15 protein-coding genes and 1 riboswitch are annotated in these 20,102 nt (G+C 62.3%); of the genes, 7 read left to right on the top strand and 8 right to left on the bottom strand.

Annotated features, from left to right (window positions below; all coding sequences use genetic code 11):
- Positions 1 to 37: 37 nt before the first annotated feature.
- Positions 38 to 1,015 (bottom strand): biotin synthase BioB, encoded by a 978-nt coding sequence (gene bioB, locus QNI81_RS03650; RefSeq protein WP_283967401.1) that lies wholly within the window; start codon positions 1,013 to 1,015, stop codon positions 38 to 40.
- Between the two features lie 216 nt (positions 1,016 to 1,231).
- Positions 1,232 to 1,352: riboswitch (TPP riboswitch) on the top strand.
- Positions 1,353 to 1,472: 120 nt separating this feature from the next.
- Here bioB and thiC point away from each other — a divergent pair.
- Positions 1,473 to 3,287, top strand: a complete 1,815-nt coding sequence (thiC, locus tag QNI81_RS03645) for a phosphomethylpyrimidine synthase ThiC (RefSeq protein WP_283967400.1) — start codon at positions 1,473 to 1,475, stop codon at positions 3,285 to 3,287.
- A gap of 166 nt (positions 3,288 to 3,453) precedes the next feature.
- Here thiC and QNI81_RS03640 read toward each other — a convergent pair whose 3' ends face one another.
- Genes QNI81_RS03640 through QNI81_RS03630 form a run of 3 tightly spaced genes read right to left on the bottom strand, consistent with a single transcriptional unit; the run spans position 3,454 to position 6,047 of the window.
- Positions 3,454 to 4,227 carry a LamB/YcsF family protein gene (locus QNI81_RS03640; RefSeq protein ID WP_283967399.1) on the bottom strand — a complete coding sequence of 258 codons (774 nt, stop codon included), beginning with the start codon at positions 4,225 to 4,227 and terminating at the stop codon, positions 3,454 to 3,456.
- A gap of 27 nt (positions 4,228 to 4,254) precedes the next feature.
- A complete protein-coding gene (locus tag QNI81_RS03635) occupies positions 4,255 to 5,280 on the bottom strand; it encodes a 5-oxoprolinase subunit C family protein (RefSeq protein WP_283967398.1) in 1,026 nt (341 codons plus the stop codon).
- Positions 5,277 to 6,047, bottom strand: a complete 771-nt coding sequence (locus tag QNI81_RS03630) for a 5-oxoprolinase subunit B family protein (RefSeq protein ID WP_283967397.1) — start codon at positions 6,045 to 6,047, stop codon at positions 5,277 to 5,279. Before QNI81_RS03630 ends, QNI81_RS03635 begins: the two co-directional genes overlap by 4 nt.
- A 136-nt stretch (positions 6,048 to 6,183) precedes the next feature.
- On the opposite strand from QNI81_RS03630, the gene QNI81_RS03625 reads away from it, so the two are divergent.
- The 6 genes from QNI81_RS03625 to QNI81_RS03600 all read left to right on the top strand — a co-directional run bounded on the left by QNI81_RS03625 (position 6,184) and on the right by QNI81_RS03600 (position 16,004).
- Positions 6,184 to 7,098: a LysR substrate-binding domain-containing protein gene (locus tag QNI81_RS03625; RefSeq protein WP_283967396.1), complete on the top strand. Its 915-nt coding sequence runs from the start codon at positions 6,184 to 6,186 to the stop codon at positions 7,096 to 7,098.
- Between the two features lie 93 nt (positions 7,099 to 7,191).
- A complete protein-coding gene (locus QNI81_RS03620) occupies positions 7,192 to 8,346 on the top strand; it encodes an aromatic ring-hydroxylating oxygenase subunit alpha (RefSeq protein ID WP_283967395.1) in 1,155 nt (384 codons plus the stop codon).
- Complete coding sequence (locus QNI81_RS03615) at positions 8,343 to 8,612, top strand: hypothetical protein (RefSeq protein ID WP_009176724.1); 270 nt, start codon at positions 8,343 to 8,345, stop codon at positions 8,610 to 8,612. The genes QNI81_RS03620 and QNI81_RS03615 overlap by 4 nt, the downstream gene beginning before the upstream one ends.
- A gap of 98 nt (positions 8,613 to 8,710) precedes the next feature.
- A complete protein-coding gene (locus tag QNI81_RS03610; protein WP_283967394.1) occupies positions 8,711 to 9,946 on the top strand; it encodes a metallophosphoesterase family protein in 1,236 nt (411 codons plus the stop codon).
- Positions 9,946 to 13,383, top strand: coding sequence for an ATP-binding protein (locus tag QNI81_RS03605; RefSeq protein ID WP_283967393.1), 3,438 nt, complete (start codon positions 9,946 to 9,948; stop codon positions 13,381 to 13,383). Before QNI81_RS03610 ends, QNI81_RS03605 begins: the two co-directional genes overlap by 1 nt.
- A 200-nt stretch (positions 13,384 to 13,583) precedes the next feature.
- Positions 13,584 to 16,004: a GcvT family protein gene (locus QNI81_RS03600; protein WP_283967392.1), complete on the top strand. Its 2,421-nt coding sequence runs from the start codon at positions 13,584 to 13,586 to the stop codon at positions 16,002 to 16,004.
- 27 nt (positions 16,005 to 16,031) lie between these two features.
- On the opposite strand, the gene QNI81_RS03595 is transcribed toward QNI81_RS03600, so the two are convergent.
- The 4 genes from QNI81_RS03595 to QNI81_RS03580 all read right to left on the bottom strand — a co-directional run bounded on the left by QNI81_RS03595 (position 16,032) and on the right by QNI81_RS03580 (position 20,098).
- Positions 16,032 to 17,276: an NAD(P)/FAD-dependent oxidoreductase gene (locus tag QNI81_RS03595; protein WP_283967391.1), complete on the bottom strand. Its 1,245-nt coding sequence runs from the start codon at positions 17,274 to 17,276 to the stop codon at positions 16,032 to 16,034.
- Between the two features lie 100 nt (positions 17,277 to 17,376).
- Complete coding sequence (locus tag QNI81_RS03590) at positions 17,377 to 17,727, bottom strand: RidA family protein (protein ID WP_283967390.1); 351 nt, start codon at positions 17,725 to 17,727, stop codon at positions 17,377 to 17,379.
- A gap of 38 nt (positions 17,728 to 17,765) precedes the next feature.
- Positions 17,766 to 18,794, bottom strand: coding sequence for a histone deacetylase family protein (locus QNI81_RS03585; RefSeq protein ID WP_283967389.1), 1,029 nt, complete (start codon positions 18,792 to 18,794; stop codon positions 17,766 to 17,768).
- A gap of 17 nt (positions 18,795 to 18,811) precedes the next feature.
- The gene (locus QNI81_RS03580) at positions 18,812 to 20,098 is read right to left on the bottom strand and encodes a TRAP transporter large permease (protein WP_283967388.1); all 1,287 of its coding nucleotides are present in this window, start codon (positions 20,096 to 20,098) and stop codon (positions 18,812 to 18,814) included.
- Between the last annotated feature and the right edge of the window lie 4 nt (positions 20,099 to 20,102).

Here is a 20,102-nt window from a genome sequence, read left to right as displayed (position 1 = left end):
GAAAGATATGCCGCCGCCAGAGCACTGTTGTCGCAGATTAGCGCGTACCGTGCGTTCCTGCGGCCATGGCGCTGAGGCCAAGCCGTTCGAACAGCGCCTCGTCCGCGTCCTCTTCAGGATTGTCCGCCGTCAGGAGCGTGTCGCCCATAAAGATGGAATTGGCCCCGGCAAAAATGCACATCGCCTGCAGTTCATCGCTCATTTCGGTGCGCCCGGCCGAGAGCCGCACATGCGCGCGCGGCATCAGGATGCGGGCCAGCGCGATGGTACGGACGAATTCGATCGGATCGAGCGGAGGCGTGTCGGCCAGTGGCGTATCTGCCATCGGAATCAGCATGTTGATCGGCACCGATTGCGGATGTTCCGGCAGCGTCGCGAGGCTCAGCAGCATGTCGATGCGGTCGCCGCGCTCTTCGCCCACGCCAAGGATGCCGCCAGAGCAGACGTTGATCCCGGCCTCGCGCACCCGCGCCAGGGTTTCTAACCGATCCGCAAAGCTGCGGGTGGTGATGACCTCCGGGTAGTAGCGCTCTGAGGTGTCGATGTTGTGATTGTAGTAATCCAGCCCCGCATCCCGCAGGCGCAGCACCTGATCCTGCTCCAGCATACCCAGCGTCATGCAGGTCTCCATCCCCAGCGCCTTGACGCCTTCGATCATCGCTTCCAGCTGGGCCATGTCGCGCGTCTTGGGGCTACGCCATGCCGCGCCCATGCAGTAGCGCGTGGCACCAGCGTCGCGGGCCTTCTTGGCCTCGGCGATGACACGCTGCACCTCGATCAGTTTGGACGCCGGGAGCTGCGCGCCATTACGTGCCGATTGCGAACAATAGGCGCAATCCTCGGCGCAGCCGCCGGTCTTGATCGACAGGAGGCGCGATTTTTGCACCGCGTTGGGATCAAACATCTGGCGGTGCAGGCTCTGGGCCTGAAACAGCAGATCCATGAAGGGTTGGGCATAGATCTCCTCTGCCTCCTGCCGGGTCCAGTCGGTGCGGATAAGGGGCGTATCGAGCATGGAAAAACCTCGCTGGGCAGATGGCAGGGGACACGCCAAAGGCGATCTCTCATTTTATAGATAATATATAAAATGAGTCGCAAGGGCTTAAATCCTTGATCTTTAGTCGCTTTGAAGGCGTCTCGCGCCCCTGAGCGCCCGGAAGACGCGAAAAGGGACCCATTGAAAGGGCGATGGAAAATCCGCTTGACGCACCACACCCCCCTCCCCTACCCCTAAGGCACGCAGGGGAGTCCCGCCGAGGGGACTGAGAGGCAGACAGGGAGAAATCCCGGTGACGCGACCCTTAGAACCTGACCCAGTTGATACTGGCGTAGGAAGCTAGGACAGCCGCGCACCGCCCCCGTTCAGGGTGCGTTCGCGCTGATCTGATACGGCAGGATCTGAACATCCTGCCCCGTTTTCCTGAGGCCCGGCTCAATTGGTGTTTTTGAGAATGGACTCGAGGAGCACCAAGATGAACGTCCCCAACCCAAAGATCACCACAGGCGCATTGCCCGCCTCTCGTAAGATCTATGTGGCAGGCGAGATGCATGAAGGCATCCGCGTGCCGATGCGCGAAATTGCCACCCACCCCACCGCGGGCGAAGCGCCGCTGCCGGTCTATGACAGCTCCGGGCCCTATACCGATCCCGATGTGTTGACCGACATTCGCGACGGATTGGCCCCGTTGCGCGCGGCGTGGATCAAGGCGCGCGGCGATGTTGAGGCCTACACTGGCCGGAATGTGACCGCTGCAGACAATGGCTTTGTCGCAGGTGACCGGCTGGTGCCGGAATTTCCTGTGAAACCGGCCCCTTTGCGCGGGACCGGGGATGCAGCACCGACCCAGCTGGCCTATGCGCGCGCTGGCATCATTACGCCCGAGATGGAGTTCGTGGCGATCCGCGAAAACCAGCTCAGGGAGCTGTCCCCCTGTCATGGCGCGCGCGATGGGGAGGATTTTGGCGCAAATATCCCCGACTATGTGACGCCGGAGTTCGTGCGCGCCGAAATCGCCGCAGGGCGCGCCATCATCCCCGCCAATATCAACCACCCGGAGCTGGAGCCGATGATCATCGGTCGCAATTTCAAGGTGAAGATCAACGCCAATATGGGCACCTCGGCGGTGACCTCCTCAATGGAGGAAGAGGTGGACAAACTGGTCTGGGCGATCCGCTGGGGCGCGGATACGGTGATGGATCTGTCCACTGGGCGCAACATCCATAACACCCGGGAATGGATCATCCGTAACAGCCCGGTGCCGATCGGCACCGTGCCGATCTATCAGGCGCTGGAGAAGGTGAACGGTATCGCCGAGGACCTGACTTGGGAGGTATTCCGCGACACGCTGATCGAGCAGGCGGAACAAGGCGTCGACTATTTCACCATCCATGCGGGCGTGCGGCTGCATATGGTGCCGATGACCGTGGAACGCGTCACCGGGATCGTGTCGCGCGGTGGGTCGATCATGGCGAAGTGGTGCCTGCATCATCACAAGGAGAGCTTCCTTTATGAGCACTTCGAGGAAATCTGCGACATTTGCCGCCGCTATGATGTGTCGTTTTCATTGGGCGATGGCTTGCGTCCGGGTTCGATTGCCGATGCCAATGACGCCGCGCAATTTGCCGAGCTGGAAACGCTGGGCGAGCTGACCAAGATCGCCTGGACCAAGGACTGTCAGGTGATGATCGAAGGGCCGGGCCATGTGGCCATGCACAAGATCAAGGAGAACATGGACAAGCAGCTGGAGTGCTGCCACGAGGCGCCGTTTTACACGCTGGGCCCGCTCACCACGGATATTGCGCCGGGGTACGATCATATCACCTCCGGCATTGGTGCGGCGATGATCGGCTGGTTTGGTTGCGCGATGCTCTGCTACGTGACGCCGAAGGAACATCTGGGCCTGCCGGACCGCGATGACGTCAAAACCGGGGTGATCACCTATAAAATCGCCGCCCATGCCGCTGATCTGGCCAAGGGTCTGCCCGGCGCGCAGCGGCGCGATGATGCGCTGAGCCGCGCGCGGTTTGAATTCCGCTGGGAAGATCAGTTCAACCTGTCTCTCGACCCGGAAACGGCACAGAGCTTCCACGATGAGACCCTGCCCAAAGAGGCCCATAAGGTGGCACATTTCTGCTCCATGTGCGGGCCGAAATTCTGCTCTATGCGGATCAGCCACGACATCCGCGCCGAGGCTCAGAAAGAGGGATTTGAGGCGATGGCGGCGAAATTCCGCGAAGGCGGTGAACTCTATGTGCCACTGAAAGAAACCACGCCAGAAGAGGCCTGAGCGCTGCCGTAGCCACCTGTTGCGCTGCCTGTGCGCCTCTTTAGGCGCGCGGGCAGCGCCCGGCCCAACGGGAGGTCGGGTCCCACCTTGAAAAGGTGGGGCATGACCGACGGGCGGGAGCCTCCCCGCCGCAGCCTGCCCAAATCAGGCCCAGATCAGCGCCTGATCAGAGCGGCTTGCCATCGAACTGCTGCAAGGTGACGCCCGCCGCCTCAAGCTGGCGACGCACCGCGCGCGCGATGTCCAGCGCTTCGGGCGTGTCGCCGTGCAGGCAAATGGTGTCGATGCGCGCCGGAATACGGCTTCCGTCCTCGGCCAGAATCGCACCCTCTTTCACCATCTGGGTGATCCGCTGCCCGGCGCGATCCGCATCGTGGATCACCGCCCCCGGCAGCGCGCGATCCACAAGGGTTGCATCGGCGTTATAGGCGCGGTCGGCAAAGATCTCGCAAGCGACATTGCAGCCCAAGGTCTCGGCTGCGGCCTGTTGCTGCGTGCCCGCCATCACCATGATGATGATCTCCGGTGCCACCCGCAGGGCAGCCTCATAACAGGCGCGCGCCATGTCATGATCGGCTGCAGCCATATTGGCCATGGCCCCGTGCAGTTTCAGGTGACGCACCTTGCCCCCGGCGGCCTCTGCCATCGCTTGCGCCGCCCCCACCTGATATTGCACCAGATTGGCCAGGCTCTCATGCGGCAGGTGCAGCTTGCGGCGGCCAAATCCCTGCAGATCGGGAAAGCCCGGATGCGCGCCAATGCCAACGCCGCGCGCCACCGCATCGGCCATGGTGCGCGCCATCACATCCCAATCGCCCGCATGCACACCGCAGGCCACATTGGCCGAGGTCACGACGTCCAACACCTCAGCATCGCGCCCCATCACCCAAGGGCCAAAGCTCTCGCCCATGTCGGCATTCAGATCAACGGTAGATGTCATGGGGCATGGCCCTCCTCGGTCTTTGGTTTACAGTCCCTCATCCAGCTCACGGCCAGCGGTGACACCGCCCACGAGTTGATAGGACAAAAGATCGCGCATGCTGGCCGGGTCGCGCAACAGCGGCGCAAGGCGTGACGGCAGTCGCTCCAGATCCGCCAAGGCGCGGCGCTCCAGCTCTATGGCCTCGTCCAGTGAAACCAGCGTGAACCGGAACTCAGCCCCCGCCTGCGCCTGCGCCACACGCGGCATATCGCAGGGCAGCACCGAGCCGATGCGGGGATAGCCGCCGGTGGTCTGGCATTCGCTCATCAAAACATAAGGCGTGCCATCGCCCGTGACCTGAATGTCGCCGGGCGCGATCACCTCAGACAGGACACTCAAGCCCCCCTCAAGCGCAAACCCCTGCCCCTCCGGCAAGAGCCGCACACCCATGCGATTGGCGCGGCTGTCGCGGCTGAACCGGACCTCCTGGAAGCGGGCCACCTCTGCATCGCCAAAAAGGCCGGTCTGAAGGCTTGGCACCATGCGCAAACGGCCGCCCTCCAGACGGGGTTCCGGCTCAAGCGTCATATTGACCGCACCACCTGCATCACGGCCCAAGGGCAGCTCGGTGCCATCTGTAAGTCGCGCGCCAAGGCCTGACGCGAGATGCGCACTACGCGCGCCAAGCTGCAATTCGCTTGCGATGCCACCGCCAAGGTGCAGATAGCCGTAAGAGCCCGCCCGCACCGCGCCGATGGTCAGGTGCACGCCCGCGGGCAGCAGGTGGCTGGCGTTCCAGCGCAGCACCGTACCATCCTGAAGTGTCGCCCCCATGGGCGCGCCGGTGAGGGCAATACGGGTGTCATGCGTGACCTCAAACGTGCCGCCAAGCCCGGCCATTTCAATCGCCGCCGTGCCGGGGTCGTGCCCCAAAAGTGCCGCCCCCTCGTAGAGGGCCAGCCGATCCGCTGCCCCGCCACGCGACAGACCAAACACCAGATAGCCGCTGCGGCCAAGGTCCTGCACGCTGAGGCCCGGCCCCGCGCGGTGAATAATCAGACGCGCGCTCATGCCAGCACCTCGGATGTGGCACCACCATCTGCGCCCGCATCGTCAAGGGCGGCGTAGCGCTCGGGCGAGATCGGCTCAAACAGCACCTCATCGCCGGGGCGCAGCACAAATGGCTCTGGCGCGTCGGGGCGGAACAGGCGAAAGCGAGTCTGGCCGATGTGACGCCAGCCAGTGGGGGTGGTGACAGAAAACAGGACGATCTGGCGGATCGCCACCACCACCGCACCCTCGGGCACCTGCGGCGTGAGCTCGGTCTGGCGCGGAATATCAAAGGCAGGTGGCAGCTCGCCCAGGTAGGGCTGACCGGGGGCAAAGCCGATGGTCTGCACCCGCAGCCGGGTCTGCGCAATCTGCTGGATTGCCTCATCTGCAGTCAGCCCCGCACGCGCGGCGGCCTCCTCAAGCTGGGGGGCGAGATCGGTGCCAAAGACCGTCGGCACCCGCCAAAGCCTGCGCCCCTGCGGCAATGTTGCGCCATACCAATCGCGCGTTTTCAGCAATGCCCGAACCTGCGCCATCATCGCGTCATGGGCACATCCCAGCGGGTCAAACCGCAGATAGGTCGAGACCAGCGAGGTGGAGGTTTCCTCGATTGCCGCCCAGCCAGCCGCCTCGACCGCGGCGCGAAACGCAAGGGCGGCGCGGTTGGCGGGTTCGCTCAGACTGTCGGCAAAGCGCACCACCACGCCGTCAAACCCGGCAGTTGCGACCTTGGGCCATTGCTTATCCCCTGTGGGGACCGGAGCAGATGAAGGGCTGTTTGTCATGGCATATGACTGCCAGCGGTTGCGGCGAAACACCAGACCCAAATGTCGGTAGTAACTGGCCTTTTGTCGGGAAGCCTCTCGCCAAGTGGCGGCTTGCGGCCCATAGTTGCAAGACCCTAGCCATGAGCACGCATGTATGTCTCGCCGCCATTATAACCTGCCGCCTCTGACAACGCTCACCGCTTTTGAAGCGGCGGCGCGGCATCTGAGCTTTAAACAGGCCGCCAAGGAGCTGTCGGTGACCCCCGGCGCGGTCAGCCATCAGGTGAAGGCGCTGGAGGGCGAATTGGGTGTGGCCCTGTTTCGACGCAAACATCGTGGGGTGGAGCTGACGCCGCCGGGGCAGACGCTCTATGACACGCTGGCCGCCTCGCTCACCAAAGTCTCCCAAAGCTTGCAGGCGATCCGCGACCAAGGCAGCGCGGGCGTGGTCACGGTGGGGTCGACCACGGCAATGGCCTCGATGTGGCTGTCGCCTGCGGTGATCCGGTTCTGGCGCGACCACCCGGAGATCAACATCAACCAAGTGGTGCGCGACCGCGCCTTTACCACCTCTGCCGAGATGGATCTTTATATCTGGTATGGGCGCGAAAAGGATCAGCGGCTCGATCAGTTTCCGCTTTATCGCGACCGGTTGCTGCCCGTCGCCGCACCGGAAAAAGCCGCAGAACTGGCGGGGGCGGACCTTGACCTGCTGGCCCGGCAACGGCTGATCCACTTGGAGGGCGACGACATCAGCTGGACCAAATGGCACGATTGGTTCCGCCAGCTTGGCTACAGCGGCCCGGTGGCCTCGGGCATTCGGGTCAATAACTACTCCATCGCGCTTCAGGCCGCGCGCGACGGGGCCGGGCTGACGCTTGGATGGGAGCGGCTGATTTCGCCCCTCACCGACCGGGGCGATTTGCATGTGATCCCGCCACATGTCCTATCCGCACCGGAGCGGTTCTTTCTGGTCAGCAAACCCGAAGAGGAACTGACGCCCAGCGCGCGGATGCTACGCGACTGGATCATCTCAGAGGCCAGCCAGATCACGGATGAACCAAGCTAACCTGTGAGTGAGATTTTCTGATATTGAGGGCATCCCCCCCGCGTCTCATCCTCGACGGAATATCCTTGCCACGTCAGTTCGCAGGAGAGCCTGATGAACAAGCCAAGCATGCTTCAGTCTGTCATGACTTCGGTCAACCGGGCGAATGGGCTGCCCAATGCCCATTATATTGACCCGGTGGTTTTTGCCGAGGAACGCGCCTCGGTGCTGTTTGCCAGTTGGTCCGGTGTGGGCTTTGGCAAGGACATTCCCGAACCGGGCGATGCCAAGCCCGTGGATTTCCTCGGCGTGCCGCTGTTGTTGGTGCGCGATCAGGACGGGGCCATTCATGTCTATCAGAACACCTGCCGCCACCGCGGGATGATCCTTGTGGAGGAGGCAAAAAACATCCGTGGCACCATTCGCTGTCCCTACCACAGCTGGTGTTACAGCCTCAAAGGCCAGCTGCGCGCCGCACCCCATGTGGGCGGTGTGGGGCAAAACACCCATGAGGACGTGAAGATGGCGGAGCTGGGCCTTGTCTCCTTTCGCGCACATGTCTGGCAGGATGTGATTTTTGTGAATATCGACGGCAAGGCGGCACCTTTTGAGGAGGTGCATGCAGAGCTCTTGGACCGCTGGCAGGAGTTTGACCGCCCCCTGCATCACGGCGGGCCGGAAAGCTCGTTGAAGCTTGAGGTCAACACCAATTGGAAGCTCGCCGTTGAGAACTATTGCGAGAGCTACCATCTGCCGTGGGTGCATCCGGGCCTTAACAGCTATTCCCGGCTGGAAGATCACTACAACATTGAATCACCCGGAAAATACTCGGGCCAAGGCACGCTGGTTTATCGCCAGTTGCGCGGCGCCGAAGGCGAGGTTTTCCCCGATTTCGACGCGCTCAGCGACAAATGGACGACCGGCGGTGAATATGTTGCCGTTTATCCCAACGTCCTCTTGGGCGTGCAGCGCGATCATACCTTTGCCATCGTGCTGGAACCTCGGCATTGCGAGCAAACGGTCGAGCATATTGAGCTTTATTACGCAAAATCCAGCGCCGAGACGCCGGAACTCGACCCGCTGCGCCACCAGAACGCGCAACTGTGGAAGACCGTCTTTGAAGAAGACATCTTCGTTGTTGAGGGCATGCAAAAGGGCCGCCATGGGCCGATGTTTGACGGCGGGCGGTTTTCGCCTGCGATGGACGGGCCGACGCATAACTTCCATCACTGGGTCGCCACCCAAATCGAGGCCGGGCGCGCGTCATGAACGCAGAGTGGACGCAGATCTCCCCGCAGGAGGCCGCAGCGCTCCATGCAGCGATCCTTGCGGCCCATGCCCATCACGACCTGGAACAACTGGTCGAGCTTTACGCGATTGCTGCTGACAGCAAAGAAAGAGAAGGCGATGTGGATGCCGCCTGTTTCTTTCTCACGCAGGCCTTTGTTTTTGCGTTGGAAACCGGAATTTCCCGCGCCCATGAGCTGAACCGACGCCTTGTGGCCTATGGCCGCGCATGGCCGCTGGAGCCTTAGGCGCGGGGCCAATCGCGGCGGGCACTGGCTGAGAACGGCTTTCGCTATTGTTTTGCAGTTGAAATCTTGGTTCATTCGGCCCCGATAAGGGGACCCACTTGATAAAAATCCTTCATACCGCCGACGTTCATCTAGATTCACCACTGCGATCACTTGCCCTGAGAAACACCGGCTTGCGTGACACCATCGCGGCGGCGTCGCGGTCTGCTTTCAGCCAGTTGATTGACCGCGCGATTTCCGAAGAGGTGGCGGCGTTGTTGATCGCCGGGGATCTCTTTGACGGAAAGGAACGCACCGCACGCACGGGCGCGTTCTTGTTGGCGGAACTGGATCGCCTCGGCGAGGCCGGGATCAAGGCCTTCTACATCAAGGGCAACCATGACGCGGAGAACCCGATCACCGGCACGCTCGACCTGCCCGGCCATGTTCATGTGTTTGATGCGCGGGGTGGCAAATATCAACTGACCGAAGATGTCTGGATACACGGGGTCAGCTTTGCGGATCGCCACGCACCCGACAGCCTATTGCCGCGCTTCAAATCTCCGGTGTCGGGGGCGGTGAACATCGCCATGCTGCACAGCTCTCTTGGTGGGGCGGCAGGTCACGATGAATACGCCCCCTGCAGCGTCACGGAGCTGGCGGGCATGGGGTTTGATTACTGGGCGCTTGGTCACATCCACAAGCGGCAGGTCCATTCCAGCGCGCCATGGGTGGTGATGCCCGGCATTCCCCAAGGACGCGACATTGGCGAGGCGGGTCCAAAATCCGCCACCCTGCTGACAATCGATGGTGGGCACATCGAGATCAGCGAAGTGCCCACATCCGTTGTCGAATTTGTCCAGACCGAACTGGACGTCACCGATGCCGATAGCGATGAGGCACTGCGGGCACTGCTGAAGGACCATCTGACCGCGACGCGAAACGCGCTCTCGGCACCTCAGGGTGTCCTGCGCCTGACGCTGACCGGTCACCCTGCCCGCCATTGGCAATTCCTCAGGGACCGCGATGTCTGGATCGAACAGCTGGAAGAGCTTGCCCAGAGCCAAGGCAGCCTCTGGATCGACAAGCTGCTGTTCGCCTTCTCGCCGCCAAACACGGACGAGCGCACCAGCAGCGCCGCAGATGAGCTGGCCGCGACAATGGCAACCATCCGCACCGAGCCGGGGTTTGCTGACCATGCCCGCGCTGAGGTGGAAACCGTCCTGCAGGATCTGCCTGCTGCCCTGCGCGACAAGCTGATGGCGGATGAAGCCGCCCGCGACGCCCTGATCGACCGGCTGACCCAAGCGGGCGCCGATCTTGTGCTGGCGCAGATGAAGGGAGTGGAAAACTGATGCGGATCCAACGGCTTTCTCTGGACCGTTTTGGCCATTTCACCAACCGGCAGTATGATTTTGGATCTGGGCGCGACGGGCATGATTTTCACATCATCTACGGCCCCAACGAGGCGGGTAAAACCACCACTATGGAAGCGGTCTTGCGGCTGTTTTACGGTTTTCCGATGCGCGAGAGTTATGCCTTCCGGCACCCGCGCAAGAACCTGCAAATTTCCGCCACATTAGAGATAGAGGGGGCGTTGCGCAATTTCACCCGCCTGCCCTCCCGCAGCGGGGCATTGGTGGATGAGACCGGGACCGCAGTGCCAGAAGCGGCCCTCTCTGCGCATCTGGCGGGCCTGTCGGAGTTGGACTATCGCCGCCTCCTTTGCCTTGATGACGAGACGATCGAACGCGGCGGCGAGGAGATCGCAAACGCCGAAGGTGACATCGGGCGTCTGCTCTTTTCCGCCGCCGCGGGCGTCGCGGACCTCAGCAGTGTGTTGGATGGCATCCGCGAACGGGCTGATGCGCTCTGGAAAAAGCGCGCAAGCACCACCCGTATGGCCGAGCTGAAACGCGCCTTGGCGGAGGTCGACAAGGACATAAAGGCGCGCGACGTTACAGCCAGCGCGTGGAAGGCCCTGAAACGCGACCTCGCAAAAGCGCAGGACGCTGAACTGAGCGCGCGTGAGACCCGCAATGCGTTGAACACCGCCAAGGCCCGGACCGAGGCACAGCGGCGTGCCTTGCCGCTGGTGGCGGAAATTACCGAGCTGGAACAGGCCATTGCGCCATGGGCGAGCTACCCCACACACCTTGATTTCAATCCTGAACGCCTGATCGAACTGCGCAGTGATCGCGGTGTCGCCACACAGAATATCGCGCGGCTGCGCGACGAGATTGCCACCCTTCAGGAAGAGCGCGCCCGCCTCTCGGTTGCGCCGGCAGGGCTTGAGCTTGCGGGTGCCTTGCAGGCGCTTGAGGATCTGGCCGCACGCGACCGCACCGCACGGCTTGACCTCGGCAGACGGCAGGACGAACAGCAAGCGGCTGAGGCGGCGATGCGGCAGGCGGCGCGGGATCTTGGCATCGTATCGCCAGACGCGGATTTGCAGGACCTTGTTCTATCCAGCGCCGATATTGCGGAGCTGGAAACGGTCAGAGAGACCCTGCGCGCCGCCAGTGCCACCGCAGAAGCCGAGGCGCGCGAAGTCGCTGACCTGCAAGACCGGGTGAATGCCGCAAACCAAGCCCTGCAGAACGGCCAGCCCGTGGCTGATCCGGCCCCTCTGGTCGGGGATATCCTGCTCCGCTTCGATGCAGAGAGCCTTGCCCCCGCCCATGCCACAGCGCTGCAAGCCATTGAGACCGCGAAGATCAAGGCAGGCCGGTCCCTCTCGGCACTGTCTTTTGCGGGTGTTTCATTTGACAGCTTGCCCGCTTGCCCCTGCTCACGTCCGCAGGCCGTACTCTGGTCCGAACGCCACCAAGAGGTGCTGCGTGAGCTGCGTGCGACACAGGAAAAGCGCGACGCACACCAAGAGGACGCAGAAGCGCGCGCGGCGCAGGCCCGTGTGCTGACAGAGGATGCAAAGGTCGTTTCTGACAGCGAGGCGGAAGAGTTGCGCCTGCAGCGGGATACCCGGTGGGCAGAGCATCTTGCGGCCTTGACTCCAAGCACCGCCAGCGGTTTTCACACAGCGATGCAACTGCACGATACCGCCGCCGACGCGCGATTGACCCAGTCCCGCGAATTGGCGCAATTGCGTGAGATCCGGCAGGCGGAGGCCGAGGCCCGTGCACGCGCAGCGCAAGCGCAGGTGCGCATCACCGGCCTGCAAGACGCGTGCAGCGATATTGAGCGGAACGTCCACGCGGCAGCGGCTCAGGTGGGGCTCGCCGCTCCTCTTTCACCTGCCGAGTGGCTGGAGTGGGTGCAGCTCCACGAGATTGCCAGCGAAGACGCGCGCACCCTTCGCGAGACACAGGAGGCTCATCAATCGGCACTGCGGCGGGCGGAGGCCCTGATGGCAGAGCTTGCCGCCGTCCTGCCCTTTGCTCCGGCTGATCTGAACACCGCCCTGACCACCGCACGCCGCCTGACTGAAGAAGAGCGCAAACAAGCTGAGGTTCGCACCAAGGCCCAGGACGCCCAGCAACAGGCACAACGGGATCTGGCCCAGCGCGAGGCGCGCCACACACAAGCACAACACGCAAAAGAGGATGCAGAGCAGGCGTGGCAGACGCTGGTTCAGAACCTTCTTGGCGCAGGGTTTGCGCCCGAACGCCTCATGGCCTCGTTAGAGCCACTGCGCGCATTGCGCGAACATGAGAAAACCCGCGCTGGCGCGGCCCGCCGGGTCGTGACCATGCAGACGGATCAATCGCAATTCGCCGAGGAAGTGGCCGCATTGGCCCGCGCCCACGACCTGCCCCCACAGGCGACAGCAGCCGAAACATATGCCGCGCTCAAGGCTCTGGCAGAACATGCGCGGGCGACCCAAGAGAAACGAGACAGCCTCGATCATGCGCTTGAGACCGCCAAGGCGGACAGAGCCGATCACAAGAGCAGGCAGGACGCCATTGATCAGGAGGTCGCGGCCATCGCGTCGGTCTTCCCGACCCCTGAGGCACTGCAGGATATCGACGCTCTGCGCGAGGTCGCAACCCGCGCGCAGCAGATCATCGAGAACCGCGCCAGATTGGACGCCCTCACCCGCCAAGTGCGCTCCGAACTGCACACCGATGATATCGACACCGCGAGAGCGCAACTTGCAGAGACCTCGGTTGCAGAACTGGACGCAACGCTGGACAGCAACGCCTCCGACCTCGCGCATGCCGAAGAACAGCTGACCCGTGCGATCCAAGAGCGCGTCACCGCCGAACATGCTCTTGCCGAGATCAAGGGAGACGATGCGATTGCCACTTTGGTCGAACAGAAGGCAACGCTGGAACTGCAACTCGAAGAGACCGCAGTAAAGCACCTTGAGCTTTCCTTGGGCCACCACCTCGCCTCGGATGCGATCCGACGCTACCGCGACAGCCACCGCAGCGGGATGCTCACGGCAACCGAGCAGTGTTTTGCCAGTCTGACACAAGGGGCTTATCCGTCCCTCAGCACCCAGATCGATAAGGATAGCGAGGTTTTGCTGGCCGTCGACAAACATGGCGTCAGCAAGAGAGCAGATGAGATGTCAAAGGGCACCCGGTTTCAGCTCTATCTGGCGCTACGCGCCGCAGCGCATGAACAGCTCGTGGCCCAAGGCACGACGCTGCCGTTTTTCTGCGATGATATTTTCGAAACCTTTGACGAGGCACGCACCAGTGCTGCCTGCCGTGTTATGGAAACCATTGGTGGGCGTGGCCAAGCAATCTACCTGACCCATCACCGCCATGTGGTCGACATCGCCAAATCCGTCTGCACGACACCGCCCATCGTTCATGAACTCTAGGGTCAGGACGTTGAAAACGGGGTCAGCCCGGTTAAGCGTTTTTGCGCAGCGCAGCGACCCCACCGGCGCGGGGGCCTTTGCGTTTCGGTTTACTTCACCTCATGCGAAGATGAGAATAATCTAGGTTGCCTGACGCCGGGCGGCGGTGGAACACTTTGCTCAAAGCCCGTTTTACAGCAGCAAAGCAAAGGCAGCCCATCATGCGTACAAAAGCCAAGGCCGTGGTGATCGGCGGCGGGGTCATTGGGTGTTCGATCCTCTACCACCTGACCAAACTCGGCTGGTCCGATGTGGTGCTGCTTGAGCGCGACGAGTTGACCTCCGGCTCCACATGGCATGCGGCGGCCAATATTCACGGCCTCCATGACAGCACCAATATCTCGCGCATCCAGCACTACACCATGACCCTCTATAAGGAACTGGAGAAGGAAACCGGTCAGGGCTGCGGGGTGTTTCAGCCCGGCTCGCTTTATCTGGCGCAGACCGAAGCGCGCGAACACCAGCTGCGCCTGCAGGCGGCCAAGGCCAAGCTCTATGGGATGAATTTCTATGAGATCTCCATCGCTGAAGCGCAGGCGCTCAATCCGCTGGTGAATTTTGAGGGCATCCGCTGCGTGATGTATGAACCTGATGGCGGCAATGTGGACCCCTCGGGCGTGACGCAGGCCTATGCCACCGGGGCGCGCCAACGCGGCGCGGAAATCCATCGTTTCACGCCTGTCACCGCCACCGAACAACAGCCAGACGGTACGTGGATTGTGAAGACGCCGAAAGGCGACATTCATACAGAATGGGTGGTGAATGCGGCGGGGCTCTGGGGGCGCGAGGTCGCCAAGCTGGCGGGCCTTGATCTGCCGTTGCAGCCCACCGAGCATCAGTATTTCGTCACGGAGACCATCGCGGAGGTGGCGGAGATGGACCGGCGCCTGCCCTCTGTGTCGGACCGCGACGGCGAGTATTACCTGCGTCAGGAAGGTCAGGGGCTACTGGTCGGCGCCTATGAAAAGGCGATGAAGTTCTGGGCCGAGGACGGCACGCCGCTCGATTTTGCCCATGACCTGTTCCCCGATGATCTGGAGCGCATCGAGGAAAACATGATGAACGCCATTGAGCGCGTGCCGGTGGTGGGCGAAGCAGGCATCAAACGGGTCATCAACGGGCCGATGATCTGGTCACCGGATGCGAATGTGCTGTTTGGTCCAGTGCCGGAACTGCAGGGCTATTTTTGCTGCAACGGCATCATCCCCGGTTTCTCGCAGTCGGGCGGCATGGGGCTGATGGCGGCGCAGTGGATGATCGAGGGAGAAACCCAATACGATATGTTCGGCTGGGACGTGGCGCGCTTTGACGACTGGGCCACCAAGGACTTCACCAAGGCGCGGGTGCAGGATCAATACGCACATCGTTTTGCGATTCATTTCCCCAATGAGGAACGCAGTGCGGGCCGCCCTGCCCGCACCCGCCCGATCTACGAGATGCAGCGCGAGATGGGCGCGGTTTTTGGTCTTAATGCGGGCTGGGAGCATCCCCTGTGGTTCGCGGATCAGCCCGGCACCGAGGACACCAATGGCTTCACCCGGCAGAACTGGTGGGAACCGGTGGGCGCGGAATGCAAGATGCTGCGCGAACGGGCGGGCATCATTGATATCTCAAACTTCGCCAAATACCACTGCAAGGGCCCCGGTGCCGAGGACTGGCTGAACGCGGTTTTTGCCAATCGCATGCCCAAGGCGGTCGGGCGGTCGTGCCTCACGCCCTTGATCTCAAAACGTGGCGGGATTGCCGGGGATTTCACGGTGACCCGGCTGGCGGAGGACGAATTCTGGATCATAGGCTCCGGCATGGCGGAGCGCTATCACAAGCGGTTTTTTGGCGCGGTGCCTTTGCCCGAGGGCACATCGTTTGAGAGCCTCACCCAAGAGGTCTGCGGCTTTAACGTGGCCGGTCCCAAATCGCGCGAGATGCTCCAGCGCATGACCAATGTTTCATTGGACACCGCGTCATTCCCCTTCATGCGCAGCAAACGCCTGATGCTGGCGGGGATCAATGTATTGGCGTTGCGTGTCTCTTTCACGGGCGACCTCGGCTGGGAGTTGCACTGCGCCACAGAAGACCAGCAAAAGCTTTATATCGCGTTGATCGACGAAGGCCGCCGCATCGGTGCAGGCCCCGTGGGAAGCCGCGCCCTGATGTCGCTGCGTGTCGAGAAGGGCTATGGCTCTTGGGGCCGGGAATACAGCCCCGAGTATTTCCCGCATGAGGTGGGATTTCAGCCCCTGTGCAAGATGGACAAGAAGTTCCTCAACAAATCTGCCGCCGAGGCCGCATTGGCCACCCCCGCGCGGGAGGAATTGGTTTTGTTGCAGCTGAACGAACAAGATGTGTCGGCCTCCAATGCCGATGCAACGGGGGGCGAGCCTATTTTCAAGGATGGGCACGGCATTGGCCGGGTGACCTCGGGCACCTATGGCTACACGGTCGGCATGTCGCTGGCGCTTGGCTATGTGAAGGGCGCGCAACCCGGCGATGACGTAGAGGTGATGGTGCTGGGCCGCCCCCACCGGGCGGTGATCCTTGCTGAGCCGCCCTTTGATCCCAAAGGCGAACGGCTACGCGCCTAGATCGGCTGCGCTGTCACGACCAAGCCGTCACATTAAAACACTGGGGCGGTGTTCCGGCAGGAACGCGGCCACCGGCCCCTTGTCACCGCCGTCGATCAGATTGGCGAGATGACGTGCGGTTGTGGGGCCGAGGGTAAACCCTTGGTGGCCATGGCCAAAATGAAACCAGAGGCGGTCATGTCGCGGGGCGGCACCGATCATGGGCAGCATATCTGGCAAGAAGGGCCGTGTGCCGCGCCAGATCGGCCCCGGCTCTGTCGCGCCGAGATCCATATAGGCCGGTATCCCCTTGGCCGCGCGATCAAGCTGGCGCACATCCGGCACCCGGCCCGAGGCCTCCAGCGCCACACCGCAGGTCATCCGCAAGCCGCCCCGCATACTGCAGAGCACAACCCCGTGGCGGGCATCAAAGATCGGGCGGCGCAGCGTTGGGGCCTTTGGGTACATCCGGTGCGCGCCGTGTTTCATGATCATCCGCACCCGGTAGCCCAGTTGCGCCAGCAGTGGCGGCGTCCACGGCCCAAGTGCGATGACCGCATGTTCGCCGCTCACCTGCTCCGTGTCGGTCTGCACCTCCCAAGCGTGGCCCGCACGGCGCAGCGTGCTGGCATCGCCAATGCGGATGGCACCGCCTTGTCTCTGGAACAGCTCCGCGTATCGCGTAACCAATTCGCCGGGGGCCGCACAGCTCCAGACTTCGCGCCAATGGATCGCGCCTGCGGGCGGGGTTTGATACAAAGGCTCCGCTTTACAGAGGTCCGCACCGCTCAGGGTGGCGGTGTCGATCCCGTAACTTTGCCGCAGCCGGTCAAGATCATTCGCCATAGCGTCAAACTCTGCCGCGTCCTGAAACACCGACAGATACCCGTCTTGCGCCATCAGATCCTCAGCCCCCGCAAGCGTGATCCAGCGGTCGTGATCGGCGCAGGCGCTGCGAATGAGCTCTGCATTGGGCTGCGACAGCACTTGATGGCGACGGGGGTGCGAATAGCGGTAGTATTGCCAGAGCGCGGGCAATTGGCTGAAGACCCCGCGCGGCGACCACACCACATCGTTGCTGCGCCCCAATATGATATCCAAAATCTCTGGCAGTGCGCGGGGCATCGCATAGGGCTCGGCGGCCTCGGCCTGAATGAGGCCCGCGTTGCCATAGCTCGTCTCTTGTCCGGGTGGTTTGCGGTCAACAACCGTGACCGCATGCCCCCGCGCCTGCAACTCCAGCGCGGTTGCGATACCCACCATGCCGCCCCCCAGAACCAGAATTTCGGACATGAGAGAGGGCTCCTCTAGGCAAAGGTTTCGGCGCATGCCCACCAATCCTCGCGGGCATGCGTGTTGATTTCAAAATGCGGGCGCATATTGCCCGAAAGGATCAGCCCTTGGCGGCGGTGATCAAGATCTCAACGGTGTATTCAGGGGTTGCCAGCTTGGATTCACCGCAGGCGCGGGCGGGGGCGCGGCCTTCGGCAACCCATGCATCCCACACGGTGTTCATCTCGGCAAAATCAGCCATATCCGCGAGCCAGATGGTCGCTTGCAGGATGCGCTCTTTGGAAGAGCCAGCCTCGGCCAGCAGCGCGTCGATCTTATCAAGGCAGTCCTGCGTTTGCTGGGTCACGCTGGCCCCGGCGGTGCCGACCTGACCGGCAAGGTAGATGGTGTCGCCATGGGTGACGATCTGGCTCATGCGTTGGGTGGTGTGGGCGTAGGTGATATCGCTCATGGAAGATCTCTATAGTTTGAGGATTGAAAGGAAATGCATCAGCGCGCAGCGGAGGTAAATCCGCCAAGCACACGGGTGAGGTTATGGCCGAGACTGTCGGAAATGTAACCGCCCTCTTGCACAAAAAGCGTCGGAAGTCCTGCACGGGCAATCGCCTCACCGACGCGCGAAAACCCGTCGCCAGTGACCTGAAAGCCCTGAAACGGATCATCCTTTGAGGCATCAAGGCCCAGTGCAATGACCAACACATCCGCGCCAAAGGCATGCACCCGGTCAAGGCAGGTTTGAAGTGCTGCCAGGAACGGCGCATCATCGGTGCCACGCGGCAGCGGCAGGTTGAGGTTATAGCCCCGCCCCCGGCCCTCGCCGCGCTCAGAACTGTGACCCCAGAAGAACGGGTAAAAATCCGCAGGGTCAGCGTGGATCGAGAGCGTCAGCACGTCGTCGCGATCATAAAACAGCCCCTGCGTGCCATTGCCGTGATGCACGTCCACATCCAGAATTGCCGGCCTGAGGCCCCGATCCCGCAACAGCTGCGCGGCGATGCCAGAGTTATTTAGAAAACAAAAGCCCCCCGCCATATCGCCAAAAGCGTGATGCCCCGGCGGGCGACAGAGCGCATAGGCGGCGCGCTCACCCCCCGCCACCAACTCGGCGGCGCTGATCGCGGTTTGCGCCGACCAATAGGCAGAGCCCCAAGTGTCGGCATTGATCGGACAGGAGGTATCTGCCTGATGATAGCCCGCCTGCCCCAGCGCAGAACGCGGGTAGCTGTCGCGGCGATCCCCCGGCTTGATATGAGAAATCACCTCTGGACCTGCGCCTTCGATCTCGGACCAGCGGGCATGGATCGTTTGCAGGAAGGTCAGGTATTCCGGCGAATGCAGCGCCGCGATGGGGCCAAGGCCTGCGTCCTCGGGCGCGGTAAACGTACAGCCTGCCGCCTCCGCGCCGCTGCGCAGGATCTCGGTGCGTTCGGGTTGTTCGGGGTTGGGCCTCATCACGCCCAAAGCCATGAACTGGCTGGGATTATGGGCGCGTTGGCGGGGATCATAGATCGCTTTCATAGGGGCTCCTCGTGGCCTCAACCAAAGACAAAATTGGGCAGCCACAGCGCCACGTCTGGCACAAAGGTGGTGATCAGCAGCGTCGGCAACCACGCAAATGCGATCATGATGAAGGTGGGCTTCAGCATCTCGCTCACGGGCGTGTCGGTGACCTTTGCGCCGAGATACAACAGCGGCGCGGTGGGCGGCGTGATATTGGCCATGCCGAGATTGACGCCGAGGACGGCGGCAAAATGCACCGGGTCCATGCCGACGCTTTGCACGATGGGCAACAAGAGCGGCGCCGACAGCAACAGCCCCGAAATATCATCCATCAGCATGCCGATAAGGATCATCACCAGATTGACCATCAGCAGGATCACGATCGGGTTGTCCGAGATCGAAAAGATCAGATCCTTGGCCATGCCGGGGATGTCTTCGAACACCAGAAAGCGGCTGACGATCACCACCACAAAGACCATCAGCATCACCACGCCAATGGTGGTGCCCGCATAGCGCAGGGTCGGCCAGATGTTCTGGGGCGTGAGGCCGCGATAGATGAACAGGCCCACCGGAATGGCATAGATCACTGCCACGCCTGCGGCCTCGGTCGGGGTCATGATGCCGCCGTAGATGCCACCCAGAATGATGATCGGCATCAACAGCGCCGGAAAGGCCCGCCCGCCGCGCCGCACAAATTCCTGCGGGTAGCTTGCGGGGCGTTCCAGCAGTTTCAGATCCGCCTTGCGCATCAGCACATAGTTCACGATGCACAAAAGCGTAATCAGGATCAGCCCCGGCACCACGGTCGACAGGAAACACTTGAGCACCGATTGCTGCGCAACCCAGGCAAAAAGGATCTGCGATGAGGACGGCGGGATCAGAAGCCCCAGTGGACAGGCCGCCACAATCAGCGCCGCCGCCGGGCCGCGCGGGTAATTCGCGGCCTTCAGATGCGGCATCATGATCGAGCCGATGCAGGTGAGCGTCGCCGCCGCAGAGCCGGAGATCGAGCCGAAGATACCGCTGGCGAACACCGCCGCTGCGCTGAGGCCCCCGTGGATGCGCCCCACCAGAAGCTCCGCCACGGAAACCAGCGGGGCCGCGATCCGCCCCCGCTCCATGATGGCACCGGCGAGGATGAACAGCGGGATGGCAAGCAGCACGATGGAGTTCATCTTCCAATGCCCGGTCGGCATGAACCCGGTCACGTCATGACCACCAAAGACACCGATAAAGACCAGAACGCCCCCAAAGGCCAGAGGTACGCTCACACCAATGAGGAGCAGCACACACAGGATCAAAAGACTGCCGAGGATAATCATGGGG

Origin of the sequence: Tritonibacter sp. AK171, assembly GCF_030127025.1 — a bacterium.
GTDB lineage: Bacteria > Pseudomonadota > Alphaproteobacteria > Rhodobacterales > Rhodobacteraceae > Epibacterium > Epibacterium mobile.
Note: the sequence above shows the minus strand (reverse complement) of the source record. Positions and strands in the feature narration are given on the sequence as shown.